The following is a 20,582-nucleotide window of genomic DNA, read 5'->3' as shown; positions in this document are numbered from 1 at the left end:
AACCAAGAGGAATCCCCGGGCCATCCTCATCCCATCAAACACGCGATGGAGCGATGACATGACCCTGGAATCCCACCCCCTCGCCGGCAAGGTAGCCCTCGTCACCGGCGGATCGCGCGGCATCGGGGCGGCCATCGTCCGTCGCCTCGCCCGCGACGGCGCCGACGTGGCCTTCAGCTACGCCGCCTCGCGCGAGCGGGCCGAGGACGTCGTCCGGGAGGTCGAGGCGCTAGGCCGGCGGGCGGTCGCCATCAGGGCGGACCAAGCCGACGCCGGCGAGGTCGAGGCACTGGTGCGGAAGGCCCACGCCGAGCTCGGTCGCCTCGATATCCTCGTCAACTCCGCGGGCGTGTTCGTCACCGGCATGGTCGACGACGCCAAGGCCGACCGCGCCGCGTTCGACCGGCAGTTCGATGTCAACGTCAAGGGCGTCGCCGCGGCGGTCCGGGCCGCCGTGCCGCTGATGACGGATGGCGGGCGCATCGTGTCCATCGGCACCACCGGCGCGGTCCACGTCCCGTTCGCCGGCGCCGCCGACTACGTCGCCACCAAGGCGGCGGTGGCGGCCTACACCCGCGGCTGGGCCCGCGACCTCGGACCCCGCAACATCACGGTCAACCTTGTCCAGCCCGGTGCGATCAACACCGACATGAACCCGCAGGACGGCCCTTTCGCCGAGACGCTGAAGGGCTTGGCAGCGCTCGGCCGCTACGGACAGCCGGAGGACATCGCGGCCGCGGTCGCGTTCCTGGCCGGTCCGGACGCCGGGTACGTCACCGGCGCCGCCCTGAACGTCGACGGCGGCCAGTCCGCCTGAACCCTCGAACCCTCATCGAAGGAGACAGAGCCATGACTTCCGTCGGCATCATCGGCGCCGGACAGATCGGCCGCGCCATCGCGACGGCGCTCGCCCGCCACGCCATTCCCGCGACGCTCGCCAACAGCCGCGGGCCGGACAGCCTCGCGGAGACCGTCGCCGCGCTGGGACCGAGCATCACAGCGGGCTCCCCCGAGGAAGCCGCCTCGAAGGACATCGTCTTCGTCGCCGTGAACTGGTCGAAGCTGGAGACCGCCCTCGCGGGCCTGCCGGACTTCGGCGGCCGCATCGTCGTCGACGCCAACAACCCCATCGAGGCGCCGCTGTTCAAGCCGTTCGACCTCGGCGCCCGCTCGTCGAGCGAGGTCCTCGCGGGCCTGGTCCCGGGAGCCCGGGTCGTGAAGGCGTTCAACCACCTGCGGCCGGACCTGGTCGCCGGCGATCCCGCCGACCGCGGTGGCCGCCGCGTGCTGTTCTACGCGGGCGACGACGCGCCGGCGAAGGCGAAGGTCGGGGCGCTGATCGACCGGCTCGGCTTCTTCGGCATCGACCTGGGTCCGCTCGCGGCCGGTGGCCGACTTATCCAGTTTCCGGGCGGCCCCTTGCCCACGCTCAACCTCGTCAATTTCGGCTGAACCACCGAACCGGCCATCCCAAGGAGGCATCCCATGTCGGACACCACGTCGACAGTCCCGGAAGCGGCGGAGCCTGACTACGACCGGATCCTGCGCGCCAACCTGGAGCGCGTCTTCAACGAGCGGGACGCGGAACGGCGCGCCGCAGCGCTCGCCGAACTCTTCGTCGAGGCGCCGGTGATGTACGAGCCGGCCAACGTCGTGCAGGGACGCGAGGCCATCTCGACGGTCGCCGGCAAGCTGCTGGATCAGTTTGGGCCGACCTTCCGGTTCAGCCCGGTCGGCGCGGCCGTCGGCCATCACGGGTTGGGCTCCCTACGGTGGCACGCGGGTCCCGACGGTGGCCCAGTCACGGTGACGGGCTCGGACGTCGCGGAAATCATCGACGGCAGGATCGCGCGCCTCTGGGTGCTGCTAAACCCGCCGGAAGCCTGAGACTGCCAGCGCGGAAGTTGAGGGCAACTCCTTTGAGGCCTGCGCCTGCCTCGGCAGGCCTCTCATTCCTAGTGAGTCGGACCTGCCCGCCTTGGCTTTGTAGCCGACGGGTTTATGCTTGGATGGCATGAAAAACCTCGGTCACCTGCAGACCTGACCGGCCGTATCGGGCCCCAAGCGGAGCGGCCGCACCGGAGATGATTGACCGGAAAAGCAGCCGGCCTCCTATCGACTAGCCTCGGCCGTTGGCGCGGTGGCTCTGGTGCCCGAGAAGCGGACGTTCGAGCGTGACGGGCAAACCCGGCAGCTTCAGCATTCACGTGGGCTCGACTTGGGGCGGCTTCATCCCTCGGCGTAGGATGCCAGCTCGTCCGGCGTCCCGTTGGGAAACGCCCGCTTCAGATGGTCGAGGAAGGCCGAGACGCGCGGGCTGAGCAGACGGCGCGTCGGGTAGAGTGTCCACAGCGCGATCTCCGGCGCGTCGACGTCGCCCCAGTGGACCAACGTTCCCTCACGGAGATCGCGGCCGACAAGCGATACGGGCAAGCATCCTGCGCCGACGCCCGCGCGCACCGCGTCGCGGACCATGATGAGCGATGCGAGGCCGAGGACCGGCTCGACCGCGATCGCGGCATGGCCGGTCGGCGTCCTGATCCGCCATGCCGCGCGGTCGCCGCTGCCCCGCACGACGGCTGGAACGGCCGTGCCCCCGGTCGGCCGGGCGAGGTCGGGGCTCGCTACGACAACTAGACGGTCGCGCAGGAACGCGCGGCCGACGAGGCGCTCGTCCGGGTCGGGGTTCACCCGGATCACCAAATCGAAGCCTTCCTCGACCATGTCGACGGTCCGGTCCTCCGTCGTGACCTCCAGCCGGACCTCCGGGTATTTGAGGGCGAAGCTGGCCGCGAGCGTGCCCATAACAGTCTGGGAGAAAAGCAAGGGGGCGCTGATCCGCAGCCGGCCCCGGGGCCGCTCGCCCCCCGACGCGATCGCCGCAGCGGTCTCCTCCAGTTCGGTGAGGAGCGAGCCCGCTCGCTCGAACAGGGCCCGCCCTTCCTGCGTCAGCTTCAGGCCGCGCCCGCCCCGCTCGAACAGGCGCAAGCTCAGGCTGGCCTCCAGCTCGGACACGCGTCGGGACAACGTCGCCTTCGGGCGCCCGGCGGCCCGCGCGGCCTTCCCGAACCCGCCATGGCGGGCAACCAGGGTGAAGTCGGCGAGGGCGAGCAGATCCATCGTTCCACCAAAGAGACGGCGCGTCCAAATATAGCTGCTATTGGCGCAAGCGTGGATCACTCATCTTGGGCTCAGCCAAACGGCTCAACCTGAAGGAGCGATCCCCATGACCATCCTCGTCACCGGTGCCACCGGCCGTGTCGGCCGCAACGTCGTCGAGCAACTCACCCAGCGCGGAGCGCGCGTACGCGTGCTGACCCGCAATCCCACCAAGGTCGATTTCGGAGGCGGCGTCGAGGTCATGAAGGGCGACCTGCTCGACATCGACGCGTTGCGCGCCGCCTTCTCCGGTGTCAGCACGCTGTTTCTGCTGAATGCGGTGACGGGTGACGAGTTCACCCAGGCGATCGTCACTCTGAACGTCGCCCGCGAGGCCGGCGTCGATCGGGTCGTCTACCTGTCTGTGTTCGATGCCGACCGGGCCGTCAACGTCCCGCACTTCGCGGTCAAGTTCGGTGCCGAGCGCATGCTGGAGCAGATGCGCTTCGGCGCCACGATCCTGCGGCCGAGCTACTTCATCGATAACGAGGTCATGATCAAGGATGTGATCGTGAACCACGGCGTCTACCCGATGCCGATCGGATCGAAGGGTGTCGCCATGGTTGACGCCCGCGATATCGCCGAGGTCGCCGCGATCGAGCTGATCCGCCGCGACCAAGCATCAAGCACGTTGCCGATCGATACCATCAACCTCGTCGGCCCCGACACTCTCACCGGGTCGGATGCCGCAGCGATCTGGACCGATCTGCTCGACCGCCCGGTCGCCTACGGTGGCGACGACCCGAGCGGGTTCGAGGCGAACATGGCGACGTTCATGCCGAAGTGGATGGCCTACGAGATGCGCCTAATGGCCGAGCGCTACGTCCGACACGGCATGATCCCGGAGGCAGGCGACCGCGAGCGGCTGACCGGCATCCTCGGCCGCCCGCTCCACGCCTATCACAACTTCGCCGCCGCGCTCGTTGGCAAGGGGGCGGCAACCGCCTGAGTGGTCGCCTCCCTTGCTGCGACCGAGTGGAAAGGGTGAGGCTCTGGCCTCACCCCAGTCGCCTGCGCTTCCGCTCCGGGGCGCTGCCACCATCGGGCGACGGCGGCTTCCCCCAGATACGTCCCGAAAACCGGTCGGACTGCTCACCACCCACCCCGGTCATCCAGAGGCACATTCGAGCGGGCTGGAAATGGCCGATCGCGGCCCGTTCACTTCGAGTCTTGGTCAGCGAGTAAGAAGACGTCTCGCATAGCTCAGGCGACGGGCTCAACTTGATCCCAAGTGGAGACTTGGGCTGATCTTACTGAAGGTCTAGATGAGATCTGCGGCGGGTACAAATTGTTTTGAAGGCCAGGATTTTCTTCTAATACGGTAAATTTCAAGTATTATTCGCGCGATTCGCTATTATCCATTGCGTATTGAGTCAAGCGGTCCTCAGTAATATGTCCAAGGAGTGTGTGCTCAGGCTGCCTGGATCGGAGAGCGCACCGTGTTCTCGACCGTGGGCGGCCCGGAGGAGCGGCGCTCGACCAGCTCGATTGGCATCTCGATGCGGCGCGGACGCGCCTCGCCGCGCAGCCGTGCGAGGAGATGCTCGGCGACCTGTCGCCCGAGCTCGGCCGTCGGCAGGTGGATCGTGGTGAGCGGCGGTGCGATGTGGCTCGCGATCTCCAGGTTGTCGATGCCGACCACCGACAGATCCTGCGGGACGCGCAGGCCCCGCTGTTCCGCCTCCAGCAGCACACCGACCGCCAGGAGATCGTTGCCGCAGACGACCGCGCTCGGCGGCTCTGCGAGGCCGAGGAGCTGCGCGAGGCCCGCCCGCCCGCCGGCGAGCGTGAAGGGTGCCTGCGCGATGCGGGCATTCGGGAGGTCGATCCGAGCCTCGGCCAGGGCGCGCCGCGCGCCCGCGATGCGCAGCCGCGCCCGGTCGTTGGCCTCGGTGAAGCCGGAGACCATGCCGAAGCGGCGGTGCCCGAGGTCGAGCAGGTGGCGTGCAGCGAGATAGCCGGCCTGCGCGTTGTCGAAGCCGATCGCGTCGAGCCGCTCATCGAAGGACCAGCTCAGCACCACCGGGATCGGCGCCTCCGTCAGGAGGGTCCAGGTCTCGGGCAGGTGGTCGGCGCCCACCACCATCAGCGCGTCGACGCCGCGCCCGAGCATCGAGCGGACGGCCGCCGCTTCCTGCGCTGCCGCGTAGTCGTGCGCCGCGAGCAGGAGCTGGTAGCCGTGTCGTGCGAGGCTCGTCTGCAGGGCCTGCACCGCGCGCGCGAAGATCGCATGGTCGAGGGTCGGGATGATCGCCCCGATCGTCTGTGTCCGGCCGGAGGCCAGCGCCTGGGCCGGCCCGCCGGGCAGGTAGCCGAGCGCTGCAGCGGCGGCGCGCACGCGCTCCACCGTCTCGGGAAGAACGGCCGCCGAGCCGGCCATGGCGCGCGAGGCCGTGGCCGGCGAGACGCCGGCGCGCTCGGCCACCGCCTGCAGGGTCGGGCGTGGGATTCGTCTCACGGCGCGCCGCCCCCAATCGGCTCCAGCCATGGAAACTGATGAATGCGCATTCACAACATGTCGACGTCGGCCGCGATTTGCGAAATTAACGCCATTACCGTCTGACAAACAAGGACCTTTGAAGGTCGGGACGCCCTTGACAACAGGGCTAGATGGAAATCCAATGAAAGCGCTTTCATAGCGATATGAGACGTGGCGAGCTGCGGCAAAGCAGCCGTCGAAGGGAGAGGAAATGTCGTGAGGCTCAGCCGCCGGACCTATGTCGGCGCGACGACCCTGCTCGTCCTCGCGCTTCTCTGGTATCTCGCGACCAGCGGTCTCGGGCTCGTCTCGGCCGGCCGTTTCCCGGCGCCCGGCGATGTCGAGGCCGCCGCGGTCCAGGCCTTCGGCCGCGGCTATCCGGACGCCACCCTCGTCACCCACATCCTGCACTCGCTAAAGCTCGTCGCCATCGGCTTCGCCGTCTCGGTGGCGCTCGGCGTGCCGCTCGGCCTGCTCATGGGCTGGAACCGGGTCGCGGAGGCGCTGATCAACCCGGTCTTCCTGGTGCTGCGCCCGATCCCGCCGCTCGCCTGGATCCCGCTGGCCATCCTCTGGCTCGGCCTCGGCGACGAGGCGAAGGTGATGGTGATCTTCCTCGCGGCCTTCCCGCCCGCGGTGATCAGCACCCATGCCGGGGTGCGCGCCGTGCCGCCCCCAGTGATCGAGGCGGCCCAGATGCTCGGCACGCCGCGCCTGCGCTTCGTGCTCGAGGTGCTGGCACCAGCCGCCGCGCCGATGATCTTCACGGGGCTGCGCCTGTCGCTGCAGGCGAGCTGGACCACCCTCGTCGCGGCCGAGCTTGTCGGTTCGCTCGCCGGGCTCGGCTACGTCCTGAACGTCGCCCAGCAGGACCTCTATCCCGGCATGATCTTGGTCGGCATGGCGGCGGTCGGCGTGCTTGGGGCCGGCAGCACCGCGCTCCTCGGCCTCGCCGAGCGCCGTGCCGTGGTCTGGGCGCAGGGAGCGACGGCATGATCGCCTACCGCCAGCCCCTGCCGCTCGGCCGCAGCCTGCTTCTCGGGATGGCCGGCACCCTGGCCTTCCTCGGCCTCTGGGCGGGGCTCGCGCGCTCGGGCCTCGTGCTGCACATGTTCCTGCCGGGTCCGCTCGAGGTGGCCGAGCGCTTCGCGGTGCTCGTCACCACGCCGTTCGCCGGCGGCACGCTCCTCGCGCATCTCGCCTCCAGCGTGCTCCGCTTCCTCAGCGGTTTCCTGCTGGCCGCTTTCGTCGGCATCCCGCTCGGTCTGATGATGGGCTGGTCACGGCTCATCGACGACATCGTCACCCCGATCTTCGACGCCCTTCGCTTCATTGCGCCGATCGCCTGGGTGCCCTTCGCCGCTCTGTGGTTCGGCACCGGGGTCGGCGGCCCGCTGCTGATCATCTTCGCGGGCGCCTTCCCGCCCTGCCTAATCAACGCCTATCGCGGCGCCCGCTACGTCGATCGCCGGCTGATCGAGGCCGCGGCGATGCTCGGCACGCCCGGCCATCGCGTGATCACCGAGGTGATGCTGCCGGCGGCCCTTCCCTCCATCGTCGCGGGGCTGCGCATCAGCGCCGGGCTCGGCTGGCAATCCCTCGTCGGCGCCGAGCTGATCGTGGCCTCCACGGGGGTCGGCTACATGATGGTCCAGGCCCAAGGGGCGGTCTCGACCACGACGGTGATGGTCGGGATGGCGGCCATCGGCCTCATCGGCGTCGCCATCGATCTGGGGCTGCGGCTCGTCGAGGCCCGCATCCGCGCGCATCTCGGACAGGCGTAAGGAGAGAGCGATGAGCTGCATCCGGTTCGAGCAGGTGGACAAGACCTTCGGCGGCGCGGTGAAGGCCCTCGACGGGGTCGACCTCACGGTGGCCGACCGCGAATTCGTCGCGATCGTCGGCGCGTCCGGCTGTGGCAAGACCACTTGCCTGCGGCTCGCCGCCGGATTCGAGGCGCCGACCGGCGGGCGCGTCACGGTGGGCGGCAAGGCGGTGACCGCGCCGGGCCCCGACCGGGCGGTGGTCTTCCAGCAATTCGCCCTGTTCCCCTGGAAGACGGTGGCGCAGAACATCGCCTTCGGCCTGCGCAACAAGGGGATGCCGGCCTCGGAGCGTGATGCCCGCGTTGCCGCCGCGATCGGGATGATCGGCCTCTCGGCCTATGCCGACGCCTATCCGCACCAGCTCTCGGGCGGCATGCAGCAGCGCGTCGCCATCGCCCGCGCCTACGTGCTGGAGCCCGAGGTGCTCCTGATGGACGAGCCCTTCGGCGCCCTCGACGCGCAGACCCGGGTGGTGATGCAGGAGGAGCTCGTCCGCCTCGCGCGGAAGAACCCGCGCACCGTCCTGTTCATCACCCACGGCGTCGAGGAGGCGGTCTACCTCGCCGACCGGGTCGCTGTGATGACCCGTCGCCCGGGCCGCATCAAGGAGATCGTGGACGTCAAGGCGATTCGCGAGGCGGAGCGCTGGGAGGACCACGCCCGCATCGAGGACGTGATGGACCTCGAATCCTTCGTCCATCTGCGGACGCACATCTGGAAGTCGCTGCGCGAGGAGAAGGGCGGGGTCGGCCACTGAGCCGACCGGCGCACCCTGCAACCCGAGGGAGATGCATCATGACCAAGATGCCGTTCGCCAAGACGCCGTTCGGTCGCGCGGTTCCGGGCAGGAGACCGGCCTGGGCGCTGGCGCGCCTCCTCCTGGCCGGCACCCTCGCGCTGGCGCCGCTGCCGCTCGCCGCGCAGGGTACGGGCGGGGCGCAGAAGATCGGCGTCTCCTACCAGCCCTCGCTCTACTGGGCTCTGCCCTACTACGTTGCGAGCCAGAAGGGCTGGTGGAAGGAGGTCGGGCTCGATCCGAGCTTTGCGGTCTTCCCCGCGGGCGCGCCCCAGGTCGCCGCGGCCCAGGCCGGCTCCTGGGATGTCGGCGGGACCGGCTCGGTGCCGGCGATCCTCGGCGCGGCCCGCTTCGGCCTCCTGACGGTCGGGCTGACCAACGACGAGTCGAAGACCAACGTCCTGATGGTGCGCGGCGACCGCTACGACGCGATCCTCAAGGACCCGAAGCAGCTCGCGGGCCAGAAGCTCCTCGTCACCACCAACTCGACGGCCGATTACGCCGCCCGCAACTGCCTCAAGAAATGGGGCCTCTCGGCGCGGGACCTGCGCTTCGTCAATCTCGGCCAGGCGCAGATTATCTCGGCGGTGATCGCCGATGCCGGCGAGGTGGTCGGCGTCTGGGCCCCCAACACCTACACGCTAGAGGAGAAGGCCAAGGCGCGGGTCCTGTGCAGCGGAGCCGATGCCGGCGCCGTCGTCCCGGGCGCCCTGGTGGCGCGCGCCGACTATGCGAAGGCTCATCCCGATCAGGTCGCCAAGGCGCTTGCGGTCTATCTGCGCGGCTGGGGCTGGGCGAAGGCCAACCCGGCTGAGGCCCGGGCCATGGCCAAGCGCTTCTACGCCGAGGGTGGTGTCGAAGCCTCCGACGCGGCGATCGAGCAGGAATTCTCGCTGCGCCCGACCTTCACCCTCGACCAGCAGCTCAAGGCCATGGCGCGGACGAGTGGCCCATCCGAGGTCGACGGCTGGTTCTCGCGGATCGGCGGCTTCATGGCCGAGGTCGGCACCATTCCACAGGCCCCGGACCCGAAGGGCTATATCGACGACGCCTTCCTGAAGCGCGTCGCCGACGATCCGAAGCTCAAGGCCTTCGCCACCGAGTTCGACGCGGGCGCCGCCCAGCGCTGAGCGCCCCCTCCCCACGGGCGCGAGGCCCGTCAGCCGACACCGGAGCCGATCAGAGATGACCATCGAGCACGTGAAGCGCGCGACCAAGACGCCGGAGACCGAGACCGATACGGCGCGCAAGGTCGTGACCGAGATGCTGGCCGCGATCGAGGCCCGCGGCGAGGACGCGGTGCGGGACTACGCGAAGAGCCTCGACAACTGGACCGGCGAGATCGTGGTCTCGCCCGAGGAGATCGAGCGACGCACCCGGGCCGTGCCGGACGGCGTGAAGCGGGACATCGCCTTCGCCGCAGGCCAGGTGCGCCGCTTCGCCGAGGCCCAGCGCGACAGCGTCAGGGACTTCTCGGTGGAGCTGCTGCCGGGGCTGACCACGGGGCAGAAGCTGGTGCCCTGCAACGTGGCCGGCTGCTACGTTCCGACCGGGCGCTACGCCCACATCGCCTCGGCCTACATGTCGGTGGCCACTGCCAAGGCCGCGGCCGTACCGACGGTGGTGGCTTGTTCGACGCCCTATCGCGGCGAGGGCATTCACCCTTACGTGCTCTACGCCATGCAGGTCGCGGGCGCCGACGTGATCCTGACGCTCGGCGGCGTGCAAGCGGTCGCCGCGATGGCCTTCGGCCTGTTCACCGGCAAGCCCGCCGACATCATCGTGGGGCCCGGCAACAAGTTCGTGGCCGAGGCCAAGCGCATGCTGTTCGGGCGCGTCGGCATCGATGTGTTCGCCGGCCCCTCCGAGGTCGCGGTCATCGCCGACGAGAGTGCCGATCCGGCCATCGTCGCCTCGGACCTCGTCGGCCAAGCGGAGCACGGGCACGAGAGCCCGGCCTGGCTCTTCACCACCTCGCGCGCGCTCGCCGGGGACGTGATGGGCCGTGTGCCCCGACTCATCGAGGCCCTGCCGCCGACCGCCCGCGAGGCGGCGGGCGCGGCGTGGCGCGATTACGGCGAGGTGATCGTCTGCGACAGCCGCGAAGAGATCGTCGCGGTCTCCGACCGCTACGCCAGCGAGCACCTGGAGATCCACGCGGCCGACCTCGACTGGTGGCTCGGCGCGCTGAGCAATTACGGCTCGCTCTTCCTCGGCGAGGAGACGACGGTGGCCTTCGGCGACAAGACCTCGGGGCCGAACCACATCTTGCCCACGAAGTTCGCCGCCCGCTACTCGGCGGGCCTCTCGGTGCACAAGTTCCTGCGGCCCCTCACCTGGCAGCGCATGGACCGGGAGGCCTGCAAGACCATCGCGCAGGCCACGGCCCGCATCTCGCGGCTCGAGGGAATGGAGGCCCATGCCCGCACGGCCGACGACCGGCTCGCCAAGTACTTTCCCGGCCAGAGCTTCGACCTCGGCGTGGCGGTGCGCGCATGAGCTTCCGCCTCGCGCCGCTGTTCGACCTCACCGGCCGCACCGCCCTGGTGACGGGCGGCAATTCCGGGATCGGCCTCGCGCTCGCCCATGCGCTCGGGCTTGCCGGGGCGGATCTGGTTCTCGCGGCACGTCGCGAGGCGGATCTCGCCGCGGCTGCCGAGAAACTGCGTGCGGATGCGATCGCCTGCGACGTGATGCCGGCCGATCTCTCCGAGGCGGAGGCGGTCCGGGGCGTGGCGCGCCGGCTCGAAGGGCGACGCGTCGACATCCTCGTCAACGCCGCGGGGGTGAACCTGCGTCAACCCTTCGAGGCGGTGACGCCGGAGGCGTTCGACCTGCACATGGCCCTGCATGTGCGGGCGCCGTTCCTGCTGACCCAGGCGCTTGCTCCCGCCATGGCCGAGCGCGGCTTCGGCCGGATACTGAACGTCGCCTCGCTGCAATCCTTCCGCGCCTTCCCGAACTCGGCGCCCTACGGCGCCGCCAAGGGGGCGGTGGTGCAGCTCACACGGGCCATCGCCGAGGCGTGGTCGGCCCGCGGGGTCACCTGCAACGCCATCGCGCCGGGCTTCTTTCCGACCCCGCTCACGCAGGCCGTCTTCGACGATCCCGAGCGCGCGGCGCGCAACTCCGCCCAGACCGCTTGCGGGCGCAACGGCGCCCTCGCCGACCTCCACGGCACGGCGGTCTTCCTGGCCTCGGACGCCTCCGCCTACGTCACCGGCCAGACGCTCGCGGTCGATGGCGGCTTCACGGCCAAATGACGAGGATGGCACCGGCGATGAAGGCGCTCGTCTATACCGGCCCGCACGGGCTCGAAATGCGGGACCTGCCGGTGCCCGTCGCGGGAGCCGGCGAGGTTCTAATCCGCGTCGAGGCGGTCGGCATCTGCGGCTCGGACATGCACGCCTATCACGGACACGATGCCCGGCGGCCGGCGCCTCTCGTTCTCGGGCATGAGGCGGCCGGAACCATCGCCGAGGGGAGGCGGGCGGGCGAGCGCGTGACGATCAACCCGCTCGTCACCTGCGGGCACTGCATGGCCTGCACGACAGGCCGCAGCCATCTCTGTCCGACCCGGCAGATCCTCTCGATGCCGCCGCGACCCGGTGCCTTCGCGGAGTATGTCTGCGTGCCGGAGGACAACCTCGTGCCGGTGCCGGATGGCTTGTCAATCGAGTGCGCGGCCCTGGCCGAGCCGCTCGCCGTCTCTTACCACGCCGTCAACCAGGGAGCGCGGCTGCTCGGACGGCCACTCGCAGGCGCGCGCTGCGTCGTGCTCGGCGGCGGCGCCATCGGCTTCGGAGCGGCCCTCGTCCTGGCCATGCAGGGGGCTGGCGAGGTCCTGCTCGCCGAGCCGAACGCGGAGCGGCGCGGTGTCGTCGCCCGCAGTGTCCCGCGCATCCAGGCCTACGCGCCGGGCGACGCCGGCGAGCCCGGTCCCGACAGCGCCGATCTGATCCTCGACGCCGTCGGCAGCCGCTCGACCCGCAGTGCCGCCAGCCGCTTGGCGCGACCGGGCGCAGTGATCGTGCATATCGGACTGCTCCCGGGCGATGAGGGGCTCGACATCCGTAAGATCACCCTGCAGGAAATCATTGTTTCAGGCTCGTACTGCTACACGATGCAGGAGTTCCGCGAGGTGGTAGGCGCTCTGGCGGACGGGCGACTTGGTGACCTAAATTGGCTGGAGCAGCGGCCGCTGTGTGATGGTGCTCTCGCCTTTGCCGCCATCGATGAGCACCAAGCTGCGTCGAAGATCGTTCTCCGGCCAGAGCACCTGCTCTGATGAACTCGCTCGGGGCTGGCGGGAGCCGATCGGCTGTCGATGGGCCGAACTAGTTCAGTGGGTCAGACTCCCGTTCAGGCAACACGAACTGGTGTGTCTCCTACGCGGCACGCGAAGGCGCCTTCTATTTTCTGACGCATGTAGGACCTGTGATCCGGCCCGAGCCGGTGTCGGCTTAGGAGCGTTCGCCGGAACGATCTGATGGCGACAATGGGGGCCAAGCTGAACGTCCGGTCCTGCGCGCGTTAGCGATTCAGCGTGACGTGATGTGGCCGTAAGCGGCTTGTCCGCTTCGAGGCTCGAGAAGTGGGAGAGCGGACGTTCGGCGCGGCTGAGGAGAAGGCGTAGAAGTGACCCCTTGCAGACCTTCAAGCCTGCGAGCCCAGAACTCCGCTTGGTAGGAAGAAGCGGACCTATGAGCGGCGGCCACGACATCAGCAGCTACGGGCATATTAGCGACCGACGAGTAGCAGGCATGTCAGTGCGGTTCACTACGTGGTGGAAGGCTATGGGTCCGGCTCTCGACGCGCACCGGCCTCGCAACCGACCTCCACCGTTGCACCTTCCGCTGCGCGCCCCGGTCGAGTTCGATAATTCCATCGAGGGACACGACCGGCGCGCGGAACGCGCGATTAATCAGCGAGTACGTTCCCGCTGAACATGCCACCGCGGAAGACCGGTGCGCCCTGATCGGTCACGAAGAGGACGAGGTCGGCGTCGGAGCCGGCCAGCACCCTCCCGCCGTCCCCCTTGAGGTACGCCGTATCACCCGCCCGCAGCGTCAAGCCGCCGACCTCGACGTCGCCGCCGAAGACGTGGAGCAGGCGAACCGCATCGGGCGCCGGAAGCGGCGGCAGGGACGACGCTGCCCCGGCCGCAACATGCGCGTCGGAGACCCATGCCTGGGCTCGGACCTCCAGCGGCGCGCCCTCGGGCCCCGCGATGAGGCGCCACTTGCCGTGGCTCAACACCTCCCCGAAGTCGTGGAACTGGACCTTCGGTCCGAGGTCGGCCGCCCGTGGCCGCAGGAAGATCTGCAGTGCCTCGACCGGGCCGTGGTCCAGCATGCGCTCCTCGTGCTGGAAGGTGTGGCCGGCGTTCATCATCATGAGCCGCGTCGCCGTGATCTCCTCCGCGTTGCCGACCGTGTCCCGGTGAAGCATCCGCCCGGCCCGGACGTAGGTCAGGATCTCGTCGTCGCGGTGCGGGTGCATCCCGATGACGTGCCTGGGCGACACGGTGGCGCGGTCGATCCGCCCGATGGCTCCCAGGCCGCTGTCCGAGCCTCCGAGGCTCAGCCCAGGGTGGATGATCTCGACGGCGAAGCCGCGGGCCGGATCGCCCTTCCGGTCGCCGCGCTTGAGCTTGGTCGCGTTCATGGTCGTCTTCGTCTCTCGGTGGGCCGCCTTCGCCGAGGAACGTAGCGTCGTCGTGTGAGGGACGGTATCGTCCAATCCGGGCAAGCTCCGTCCCGGGAAGCGGAACGCGATGGACGTGGACGACCTGAGGACCTTCGTGGAAGTCGCCGACGCGGGAGGGGTCTCGGCCGCCTCACGCCGCCTCAACTTGGCGAAGTCGATTGTCAGCCGGCGGCTTCTGCGGCTGGAGGCCGAGATCGGAACACAACTCCTCGCCCGTACAACCCGGGGCGCGGCCCTGACCGAGGCGGGCACGACGTTCCGGGAACATGCGGCACGGATCTGCACGGAGGTAGACACCGCGCTGGAGGCGGTCGAGGTTGGCGGCGAGCTCCGCGGCCTCCTGCGGGTTGCCGTACCCTCCACGTTCGGCCCGACGCACTTCGCGCCGGCCATCGCGGAGCTGACCCGTCGCCATCCCCAACTGCAGATCAACTGCCGCTACAGCGACCGCTACGTCGATCTCGTCACCGAGGGCTTCGATTGCGGCATCCGGGTCGGCTACCTGGCGGATTCGAACCTGGTCGCGCGCCGCATCGGATCCTTCTCCGTGCGGCTGTTCGCGAGCCCGGACTATGTCGCCACGTACGGCGCCCCCGAGACGCCCGAGGACGTGCCCGGCCATCCCGCCGTGATGATCGCGACGGAAACCTGGACGTTCAGCGCCGGGGGCAAGCCGTACCCGGTCCGCCCGACGGGTCGCTTCAAGGCCGACAGCGCCATCGCCATCGCGGAGGCCACAGCCGCGGGTGCGGGTATCGCCGCCCTGCCCGATGTCATCGCGGAACCCTACGTCGCGGCCGGGACCTTGATACCGGTCATGCCGCGCTATGCGCTTCCCTCCATCGGGATGTTCGTCGTGCGCCCACCGGGGCAGCACTCCTCGCGCAAGGTTCAGGCGCTCACCGACCTGCTGATCGAGCGGTTCGGCCGGTAAGGCCCCCCTTGCAGCGACAGGTGCCGCCCCGGCAAGCGTTCCGGCGGCGTTCCGGTTTCAGGGACGCAGAGTGCCGGAAGTGGCGGCTAGTGGCCCTTCTCATGGAACGGCATCTTCATCGTGCCGGGTGGCTCCGAAGCGGGACCATCCCCACCGAAGGAGAGCACCATGTCCTACGAGAGATTGACCGCCGAGAACGCCGCCGTCCTGTTCGTCGACCACCAGACCGGTCTCGCCAACGGCGTGCAGACCCAGACGCCCGCGGACTTCCTGAACAACGTGAAGGCGCTCGTCGCCATCGCCCAGATCTACAAGCTGCCGGCCATCGTCACCACCAGCGCGGCCGACGGCCCGAACGGGCCGGTCTTGCCGGTCGTCGCCCAGGGCCTGCCCGACGCGACCGTCGTGCACCGGCCGGGCGAGATCAACGCCTTCGACAACGCCGACTTCGCCGCCGCCGTGAAGGCGACCGCTCGGAAGAAGCTCCTGATCGCCGGCATTTCGACGGAGGTTTGCGTGGCCTTCGCCGCGCTCGCGGCCCGCGAGGCGGGCTACGACGTCTACGCGGTGCTGGATGCATCGGGCACCTGGAGCAAGCTCGTCGAGGAAGCGGCCGTCGCCCGCATGGTGCAGGCAGGCGTCGTGCCGATCACCTGGGTCGCGGTCGGCGCTGAGCTTCTTGGCCACTGGCAATCGGCCACCGGCGAGGCGCACGCCAGGCTGATGGGCGACCACCTGCCCTTCGCCGGCAACATCTACGCGAGCTTCCTGGCCGCCAAAGGTCAGGCGTGACCCGTTTCGAGGGACCCGGCCGTGCATCCCGCACCGGCCGGGCCCGTCAGGATGAATTGTTCCGCTCGCGACAACAATGAACTGCGGAGGTCGAGCATTCTCCCGGCCCCCTGATCGCGTCACCTTGCCAATGTGGTTCGGGCTTCACCCGGACAGAAAGCAGGGAACGCAGTCATGAAGCTCTACCACCACCCCCTCTCGGGCCACGCGCATCGGGCGTGGCTGTTCCTCTCGTTGCTCGGCGTGCCGCACGAGGCGATCGAGGTCGACCTCAAGGCAGGCGCCCACAAGCGGCCCGAGTTCCTTGCCCTCAATCCGTTCGGCCAAGTGCCGGTCCTCGACGACGACGGAACCGTCGTCTCCGACTCGAACGCCATCCTCGTCTACGTGGCGCGCAAGCTGGGGCGGACCGATTGGCTGCCGGAGGATGCCGAGGGTGAGGCCGCCGTGCAGCGTTGGCTGTCGGTGGCGGCCGGCGAACTGGCCTACGGCCCGGCCGCCGCGCGCCTCGTCACCGTTTTCGGTGCCAATTTCCGGCCCGAGGAGGTGATCGGGCGGGCGCACACGCTGCTGGGCCGCCTGGAGGCGCATCTGACGGGCCGGGAATGGCTGGTTGGCGAGCGGCCCACCGTCGCGGACGTGGCGCTCTACAGCTACCTGGCGCGTGCACCCGAGGGCAACGTCGACCTCTCAAGCTACGTCAACGTCAACGCCTTCCTCCGCCGCATCGAGGCCTTGCCGGGCTTCGTCCCCTTCGTCCAGACGCCGGCCGGCCTCACGGCCGCAGCGTGACCCCGCTTGTTCGGGCGCGCCGGTGCGCGCGCCCGACCGAACCGGACGGGAGAGTATCATGAGCGACGGTCCGACCATCACGACATCCTCGCCCTGGCATCCGGGCGAGAAGGCCATCCAGCAGCAGGTCGGCGTGGCCGAGCGGATGGAGCAGGTCGGGCGCCGCGTGGTGCGGGACTTCATGCCCGACCAACACCGCGCGTTCTACGAACAGATCCCGTTCATCGTGGCCGGCAGCGTCGACGGTCGGGGCGACGCCTGGGCGACGCTGGTCGCCGGCGGTCCCGGGTTCATCGCCTCGCCGACGCCGACGACACTCGACATCGCGGTGCGGCCGGATCCGAGCGACCCGGCGAGCGCGGGCTTGCGCGACGGGGAGGCCATCGGGCTCCTCGGGATCGAGCTGCACACCCGCCGACGCAACCGCGTCAACGGCCTCATCCGCGCCGCGGCGGACGGCGTTTTGAACTTCGCCGTCGACCAGAGCTTCGGCAACTGCCCGCAGTACATCCAGCTGCGCGACTTCGCCTTCGTCCGCGACCCGCGTGAGCCCTTTTCTGGAACCGTCGAGGAGAACGCCGGCCTCGACGCGGACGCGCGCGCCATCGTCGAGGGTGCCGACACGTTCTTCGTCGCCTCCTACGCCGAGCGCGACGGCCGCCGCCAGGTCGACGTCTCGCACCGCGGCGGTAAGGCCGGCTTCGTTCGCGTCGCCGAGGACGGGACGCTCACGGTCCCCGACTTCGCCGGCAACCTGTTCTTCGCCACGCTCGGCAACATCCTCCTGAACGGCCGGGCCGGCCTCGTCTTCGCCGACTTCGAGACCGGCGACCTCCTGCAGATGACGGGCGACTCCGAGGTCGTCCTGTCCTCCCCCGAGATCGCCGCCTTCCAGGGCGCTGAACGGCTGTGGACGTTCCGGCCCCGCCGGGTCGTGCGGCGGCGGGGCGCGCTGCCCCTGCGCTGGACGTTTCAGGCGGACGGCTGGTCGCCGAACTCCCTGATGACCGGTGACTGGCACGCGGCCGCCGACCGGCTCCGGGCCGCCGACCTCGCGACGCAATGGCGCCCGTTCACGGTCACGAAGATCGTCGACGAGAGCCGCACGATCCGCTCCTTCCACCTCCAGCCTGCGGACGGGTCCGGGCTGATCCCGCACCAGGCGGGGCAGCACCTGCCCATCCGTGTGCCGCTCCCCGGCGCGGACAAGCCGGTCATCCGCACCTACACGCTCTCGGTCGCGCCCTCGGACGCGGTCTACCGGATCAGCGTCAAGCGCGATGGCACTGTGTCCGGGCACCTCCACGACACGCTGCGGGTCGGCGACTTGGTCGAGGCGCGGGCGCCGGCCGGCGGCTTCACCATCGACGCCCATGCCAAGCGGCCGGCCGTGCTGCTCGCCGGCGGCATCGGCATCACGCCGCTGCTGGCGATGCTGCGCCACCTCGTCTACGAGGGCCTGCGCACCCGGGGCATCCGGCCGACCACACTGGTCCAGGCGGCCCGCTCCAAGGAGGAGCGTCCCTTCGATAGGGAGGTGGCCGAGCTCGCCGCCGCGGCCGGGAGCGCGGTGAGGGTCGTGCGGGTGCTGAGCGCGCCCGGGGATGCGGTGGCGGGTGTCGACTACGATGTCGCTGGCCGGATCGACATCGCGCTGCTCGCCCGCGTGCTGCCGTTCGGCGATTACGACTTCTACCTCTGCGGTCCGGCGGCCTTCACGCAGGCGCTCTACGACGGGCTGCGGGGCCTGAACGTCGCCGACGACCGTATCCACGCCGAGACCTTCGGTCCCTCGTCCCTGGTCCGGAGCATGCCGGCGGATGCCGGGGCGGCCGCGCTGCCGCCCGCGTCGACGGAGCCGGTTCCGATCGCCTTCCTGAACTCGTCAAAGGAGGCGCGCTGGACGCCGGACGCCGGAACACTGCTCGAACTCGCCGAGGCCCGCGGCCTCAGCCCGGAGTTCAGTTGCCGGACCGGAACCTGCGGCACCTGCCGGACGAAGCTCCTGAAAGGTGCGGTCACCTACGCGAAGGCGCCCACCGCGCCCCGAGCGGCCGACGAGGTGCTGATCTGCTCGGCCACCCCGGCCGCGGGGAGCGACCCCGTTCATCTCGCCCTCTGACCGAGGGCGATGGCCGAGGGTCACGTCCCGCCGGCCTGCCGACCGACCTCCCGACACGCGTCCACCCCGAAAACCCCAAGGAGAAGCCGATGTCCCGTCCCCCACTGCCGCCGTTCACCGAGGAGAGCGCCATCGAGAAGGTCCGCCTCGCCGAGGACGGCTGGAACAGCCGTGATCCGGCCAAGGTCGCCCTGGCCTACACGACCGACACCCGCTGGCGGAACAGGGCCGAGTTCGTCACGAACCGGGAGGAGGCCCAGGCCTTCCTCACCCGCAAGTGGAACCGCGAACTCGACTACCGCCTGATCAAGGAGCTCTGGGCCTTCACCGGCAACCGCATCGCGGTGCGTTACGCCTACGAGTACCGCGACGACAGCGGCCAGTGGTTCCGGGCCTACGGCAACGAGAACTGGGAGTTCGCCGAGGACGGGCTGATGCGGGCCCGCCACGCCAGCATCAACGAGCACCCGATCAGCGAGGCCGAGCGCCGGTTCCGCTGGCCGCTGGCGCGCCGGCCCGACGACCATCCGGGTCTGAGCCACTTCGGCTTCTGAACCGCCTCTCTGAGACCAGGAGCCCGCCATGTCGTCCTTCAGCCTGGATGGGCGGGCACGCCTGTCCATCGCGCTCGCCCTGTTCGACGGGAACCGCGACGTACCGCTTCCTCCAGAGCGAGAGACCGAGGCCCGCAGGCTGGGGCTGTGTGGCGCCGAGGTCGACGCCGCGCGTCGGGGCCGGAGCTTCGACGCGCGCATGTCGCGGGCGTTGGCCCTGGCCCTGGCGGCGGCCTCCCGGGACGGCGGGCGCCTTCACGAGGAGCGTGCGTGGGCGGTTTGGTCGGGCATCCCCGCTGAGGTCTGCCGCGAGATCGAGAGCCTCGCCGTAGAGCTCGCCGGCGACGGAGCAGCGCCGGACCCCGAACCCACGGTTGCCCGGAAGGGCTAGGCGGCCAGGCCCGGCATGCCGTTCACCATGGCGCGACGGCTTGGCGGCGCGCCTGCTCGAACAGCTGTATTCGTCAAGGCCATGATGGCCGGGTCGCTGGAGACGGGAGAGCAGGAACATGGACCGCTGGCAGGCCATGCGGATCTTCGCGAAGGTCGCGGAGACGGCGAGCTTCGCGGAGACCGCGCGCCTGATGCACATGAGCCCGCCGGCCGTGACCCGCGCCGTCGCCGCGCTGGAAGAGACCATCGGCGCCCGCCTGTTCGTGCGCACCACCCGCTCCGTGAAGCTGACCGAGGCGGGGGGGCGCTACTACGAGGATTGCCGGCGCATCCTGGCCGACATCGTCGAGGCCGAGGCCGCCGCCGCAGGTTCCTACGCGACGCCGTCCGGAACCCTCGCGGTGACGGCATCTGTCCTGTTCGGTCACATGCACGTGCTGCCCATCGTGACCGATTATCTCGACGCCTACCCGACCATGGCGGCACGGACGCTGTTCGTCGACCGGCAGGTGAACATCGTCGAGGAAGGCATCGACGTCGCCGTGCGCATCGGCCACCTCTCGGATTCCGGCTTCACGGCCGCGCGGGTCGGGTCGGTGCGCCGCGTCGTCTGCGGCTCGCCGGCCTACTTCGAGCGGCACGGCGTCCCGCAGAGCCCGCAGGACCTGAGGGACCACCGCGTCGCCATGTCCACGGGTGCATGGGCCTCGACGGAGTGGCGGTTCGCGGGGGATCAGCGCGTGACGGTCCATCCCGCCTTGATGAGCAACACGAACGAGGCTGGCATCGCCGCGGCGCTCGCGGGCTGGGGCCTGACCCGGGTGCTGCACTACCAGATCGGCTCCGCCTTGATGGAAGGCCGCCTGCAGGTCGTGCTCGCCGACTACGAGGAGGAGCCGCTGCCCATCCATGTGGTCTACCCCGAGGGGCGGCAGGCGCCGGCCAAGGTGAGGACATTCGTCGACCTGGCCGTGGCGCGGCTGCGGGCCAACCGTCTGCTCAACTGAGCGGGCGCAAGGTCGATGC

Annotated in this window: 21 protein-coding genes; 18 read left to right on the top strand and 3 right to left on the bottom strand. The window is 69.8% G+C overall.

Annotation, left to right across the window (positions count from 1 at the left end; genetic code table 11):
* Positions 1-58 precede the first annotated feature (58 nt).
* Genes MET9862_RS11775 through MET9862_RS11765 form a run of 3 tightly spaced genes read left to right on the top strand, consistent with a single transcriptional unit; the run spans position 59 to position 1,887 of the window.
* Positions 59-817, top strand: coding sequence for an SDR family NAD(P)-dependent oxidoreductase (locus MET9862_RS11775; protein ID WP_142583146.1), 759 nt, complete (start codon positions 59-61; stop codon positions 815-817).
* Between the two features lie 32 nt (positions 818-849).
* Positions 850-1,452 (top strand): NADPH-dependent F420 reductase, encoded by a 603-nt coding sequence (locus MET9862_RS11770; RefSeq protein WP_142583145.1) that lies wholly within the window; start codon positions 850-852, stop codon positions 1,450-1,452.
* A 33-nt stretch (positions 1,453-1,485) separates the two neighbouring features.
* Positions 1,486-1,887: a nuclear transport factor 2 family protein gene (locus tag MET9862_RS11765; protein ID WP_142583144.1), complete on the top strand. Its 402-nt coding sequence runs from the start codon at positions 1,486-1,488 to the stop codon at positions 1,885-1,887.
* 342 nt (positions 1,888-2,229) lie between these two features.
* Here the strand turns inward: MET9862_RS11765 and MET9862_RS11760 are convergent, their stop codons facing one another.
* The gene (locus MET9862_RS11760) at positions 2,230-3,120 is read right to left on the bottom strand and encodes a LysR family transcriptional regulator (protein ID WP_142583143.1); all 891 of its coding nucleotides are present in this window, start codon (positions 3,118-3,120) and stop codon (positions 2,230-2,232) included.
* Positions 3,121-3,226: 106 nt separating this feature from the next.
* On the opposite strand from MET9862_RS11760, the gene MET9862_RS11755 reads away from it, so the two are divergent.
* Positions 3,227-4,108: an SDR family oxidoreductase gene (locus MET9862_RS11755; RefSeq protein WP_142583142.1), complete on the top strand. Its 882-nt coding sequence runs from the start codon at positions 3,227-3,229 to the stop codon at positions 4,106-4,108.
* Positions 4,109-4,570: 462 nt separating this feature from the next.
* On the opposite strand, the gene MET9862_RS11750 is transcribed toward MET9862_RS11755, so the two are convergent.
* Positions 4,571-5,617 (bottom strand): LacI family DNA-binding transcriptional regulator, encoded by a 1,047-nt coding sequence (locus MET9862_RS11750; protein WP_142583141.1) that lies wholly within the window; start codon positions 5,615-5,617, stop codon positions 4,571-4,573.
* 237 nt (positions 5,618-5,854) lie between these two features.
* Between MET9862_RS11750 and MET9862_RS11745 the strand changes: the two genes are divergently transcribed.
* The 7 genes from MET9862_RS11745 to MET9862_RS11715 are packed head-to-tail and all read left to right on the top strand — an operon-like array spanning position 5,855 to position 12,548.
* Positions 5,855-6,634, top strand: a complete 780-nt coding sequence (locus tag MET9862_RS11745) for an ABC transporter permease (RefSeq protein WP_142583140.1) — start codon at positions 5,855-5,857, stop codon at positions 6,632-6,634.
* Positions 6,631-7,422, top strand: coding sequence for an ABC transporter permease (locus tag MET9862_RS11740; protein ID WP_142583139.1), 792 nt, complete (start codon positions 6,631-6,633; stop codon positions 7,420-7,422). Before MET9862_RS11745 ends, MET9862_RS11740 begins: the two co-directional genes overlap by 4 nt.
* A gap of 10 nt (positions 7,423-7,432) precedes the next feature.
* Positions 7,433-8,221, top strand: a complete 789-nt coding sequence (locus tag MET9862_RS11735; protein ID WP_142583138.1) for an ABC transporter ATP-binding protein — start codon at positions 7,433-7,435, stop codon at positions 8,219-8,221.
* Between the two features lie 38 nt (positions 8,222-8,259).
* Positions 8,260-9,390 carry an ABC transporter substrate-binding protein gene (locus MET9862_RS11730; protein WP_244612686.1) on the top strand — a complete coding sequence of 377 codons (1,131 nt, stop codon included), beginning with the start codon at positions 8,260-8,262 and terminating at the stop codon, positions 9,388-9,390.
* A gap of 55 nt (positions 9,391-9,445) precedes the next feature.
* A complete protein-coding gene (gene hpsN / locus MET9862_RS11725) occupies positions 9,446-10,759 on the top strand; it encodes a sulfopropanediol 3-dehydrogenase (protein ID WP_142583137.1) in 1,314 nt (437 codons plus the stop codon).
* On the top strand, positions 10,756-11,523 hold the full coding sequence (locus tag MET9862_RS11720) for an SDR family NAD(P)-dependent oxidoreductase (RefSeq protein WP_142583136.1): 768 nt from the start codon (positions 10,756-10,758) through the stop codon (positions 11,521-11,523). Before hpsN ends, MET9862_RS11720 begins: the two co-directional genes overlap by 4 nt.
* 17 nt (positions 11,524-11,540) lie before the next feature.
* The gene (locus MET9862_RS11715; RefSeq protein WP_142583135.1) at positions 11,541-12,548 is read left to right on the top strand and encodes a zinc-dependent alcohol dehydrogenase; all 1,008 of its coding nucleotides are present in this window, start codon (positions 11,541-11,543) and stop codon (positions 12,546-12,548) included.
* 632 nt (positions 12,549-13,180) lie between these two features.
* On the opposite strand, the gene MET9862_RS11710 is transcribed toward MET9862_RS11715, so the two are convergent.
* Positions 13,181-13,927, bottom strand: coding sequence for a pirin family protein (locus MET9862_RS11710; RefSeq protein WP_142583134.1), 747 nt, complete (start codon positions 13,925-13,927; stop codon positions 13,181-13,183).
* A 109-nt stretch (positions 13,928-14,036) separates the two neighbouring features.
* On the opposite strand from MET9862_RS11710, the gene MET9862_RS11705 reads away from it, so the two are divergent.
* The 7 genes from MET9862_RS11705 (at position 14,037) to MET9862_RS11675 (ending at position 20,563) form a co-directional block, all read left to right on the top strand.
* The gene (locus MET9862_RS11705) at positions 14,037-14,903 is read left to right on the top strand and encodes a LysR family transcriptional regulator (RefSeq protein ID WP_142583133.1); all 867 of its coding nucleotides are present in this window, start codon (positions 14,037-14,039) and stop codon (positions 14,901-14,903) included.
* 168 nt (positions 14,904-15,071) lie between these two features.
* The gene (locus MET9862_RS11700; RefSeq protein WP_142583132.1) at positions 15,072-15,695 is read left to right on the top strand and encodes an isochorismatase family protein; all 624 of its coding nucleotides are present in this window, start codon (positions 15,072-15,074) and stop codon (positions 15,693-15,695) included.
* A gap of 174 nt (positions 15,696-15,869) precedes the next feature.
* Complete coding sequence (locus MET9862_RS11695; protein ID WP_142583131.1) at positions 15,870-16,487, top strand: glutathione S-transferase family protein; 618 nt, start codon at positions 15,870-15,872, stop codon at positions 16,485-16,487.
* A gap of 58 nt (positions 16,488-16,545) precedes the next feature.
* On the top strand, positions 16,546-18,609 hold the full coding sequence (locus tag MET9862_RS11690) for a 2Fe-2S iron-sulfur cluster-binding protein (protein ID WP_142583130.1): 2,064 nt from the start codon (positions 16,546-16,548) through the stop codon (positions 18,607-18,609).
* An 89-nt stretch (positions 18,610-18,698) separates the two neighbouring features.
* Positions 18,699-19,163 carry a nuclear transport factor 2 family protein gene (locus tag MET9862_RS11685; protein WP_142583129.1) on the top strand — a complete coding sequence of 155 codons (465 nt, stop codon included), beginning with the start codon at positions 18,699-18,701 and terminating at the stop codon, positions 19,161-19,163.
* A 28-nt stretch (positions 19,164-19,191) separates the two neighbouring features.
* Positions 19,192-19,554 (top strand): hypothetical protein, encoded by a 363-nt coding sequence (locus MET9862_RS11680; protein WP_142583128.1) that lies wholly within the window; start codon positions 19,192-19,194, stop codon positions 19,552-19,554.
* 118 nt (positions 19,555-19,672) lie between these two features.
* Positions 19,673-20,563 carry a LysR family transcriptional regulator gene (locus tag MET9862_RS11675; protein ID WP_142583127.1) on the top strand — a complete coding sequence of 297 codons (891 nt, stop codon included), beginning with the start codon at positions 19,673-19,675 and terminating at the stop codon, positions 20,561-20,563.
* The last annotated feature ends 19 nt before the right edge of the window (positions 20,564-20,582 follow it).

The organism is Methylobacterium symbioticum, from assembly GCF_902141845.1.
Classification (GTDB): domain Bacteria; phylum Pseudomonadota; class Alphaproteobacteria; order Rhizobiales; family Beijerinckiaceae; genus Methylobacterium; species Methylobacterium symbioticum.
Note: the sequence above shows the minus strand (reverse complement) of the source record. Positions and strands in the feature narration are given on the sequence as shown.

Coding starts and splice junctions, on each gene's coding strand:
- MET9862_RS11775 (WP_142583146.1), top strand. CDS start 59: ATGACCCTGGAATCCCACCCCCTCGCCGGCAAGGTAGCCCTCGTCACC.
- MET9862_RS11770 (WP_142583145.1), top strand. CDS start 850: ATGACTTCCGTCGGCATCATCGGCGCCGGACAGATCGGCCGCGCCATC.
- MET9862_RS11765 (WP_142583144.1), top strand. CDS start 1,486: ATGTCGGACACCACGTCGACAGTCCCGGAAGCGGCGGAGCCTGACTAC.
- MET9862_RS11760 (WP_142583143.1), bottom strand. CDS start 3,120: ATGGATCTGCTCGCCCTCGCCGACTTCACCCTGGTTGCCCGCCATGGC.
- MET9862_RS11755 (WP_142583142.1), top strand. CDS start 3,227: ATGACCATCCTCGTCACCGGTGCCACCGGCCGTGTCGGCCGCAACGTC.
- MET9862_RS11740 (WP_142583139.1), top strand. CDS start 6,631: ATGATCGCCTACCGCCAGCCCCTGCCGCTCGGCCGCAGCCTGCTTCTC.
- MET9862_RS11735 (WP_142583138.1), top strand. CDS start 7,433: ATGAGCTGCATCCGGTTCGAGCAGGTGGACAAGACCTTCGGCGGCGCG.
- MET9862_RS11730 (WP_244612686.1), top strand. CDS start 8,260: ATGACCAAGATGCCGTTCGCCAAGACGCCGTTCGGTCGCGCGGTTCCG.
- hpsN (WP_142583137.1), top strand. CDS start 9,446: ATGACCATCGAGCACGTGAAGCGCGCGACCAAGACGCCGGAGACCGAG.
- MET9862_RS11720 (WP_142583136.1), top strand. CDS start 10,756: ATGAGCTTCCGCCTCGCGCCGCTGTTCGACCTCACCGGCCGCACCGCC.
- MET9862_RS11715 (WP_142583135.1), top strand. CDS start 11,541: ATGAAGGCGCTCGTCTATACCGGCCCGCACGGGCTCGAAATGCGGGAC.
- MET9862_RS11710 (WP_142583134.1), bottom strand. CDS start 13,927: ATGAACGCGACCAAGCTCAAGCGCGGCGACCGGAAGGGCGATCCGGCC.
- MET9862_RS11705 (WP_142583133.1), top strand. CDS start 14,037: ATGGACGTGGACGACCTGAGGACCTTCGTGGAAGTCGCCGACGCGGGA.
- MET9862_RS11700 (WP_142583132.1), top strand. CDS start 15,072: ATGTCCTACGAGAGATTGACCGCCGAGAACGCCGCCGTCCTGTTCGTC.
- MET9862_RS11695 (WP_142583131.1), top strand. CDS start 15,870: ATGAAGCTCTACCACCACCCCCTCTCGGGCCACGCGCATCGGGCGTGG.
- MET9862_RS11690 (WP_142583130.1), top strand. CDS start 16,546: ATGAGCGACGGTCCGACCATCACGACATCCTCGCCCTGGCATCCGGGC.
- MET9862_RS11685 (WP_142583129.1), top strand. CDS start 18,699: ATGTCCCGTCCCCCACTGCCGCCGTTCACCGAGGAGAGCGCCATCGAG.
- MET9862_RS11680 (WP_142583128.1), top strand. CDS start 19,192: ATGTCGTCCTTCAGCCTGGATGGGCGGGCACGCCTGTCCATCGCGCTC.
- MET9862_RS11675 (WP_142583127.1), top strand. CDS start 19,673: ATGGACCGCTGGCAGGCCATGCGGATCTTCGCGAAGGTCGCGGAGACG.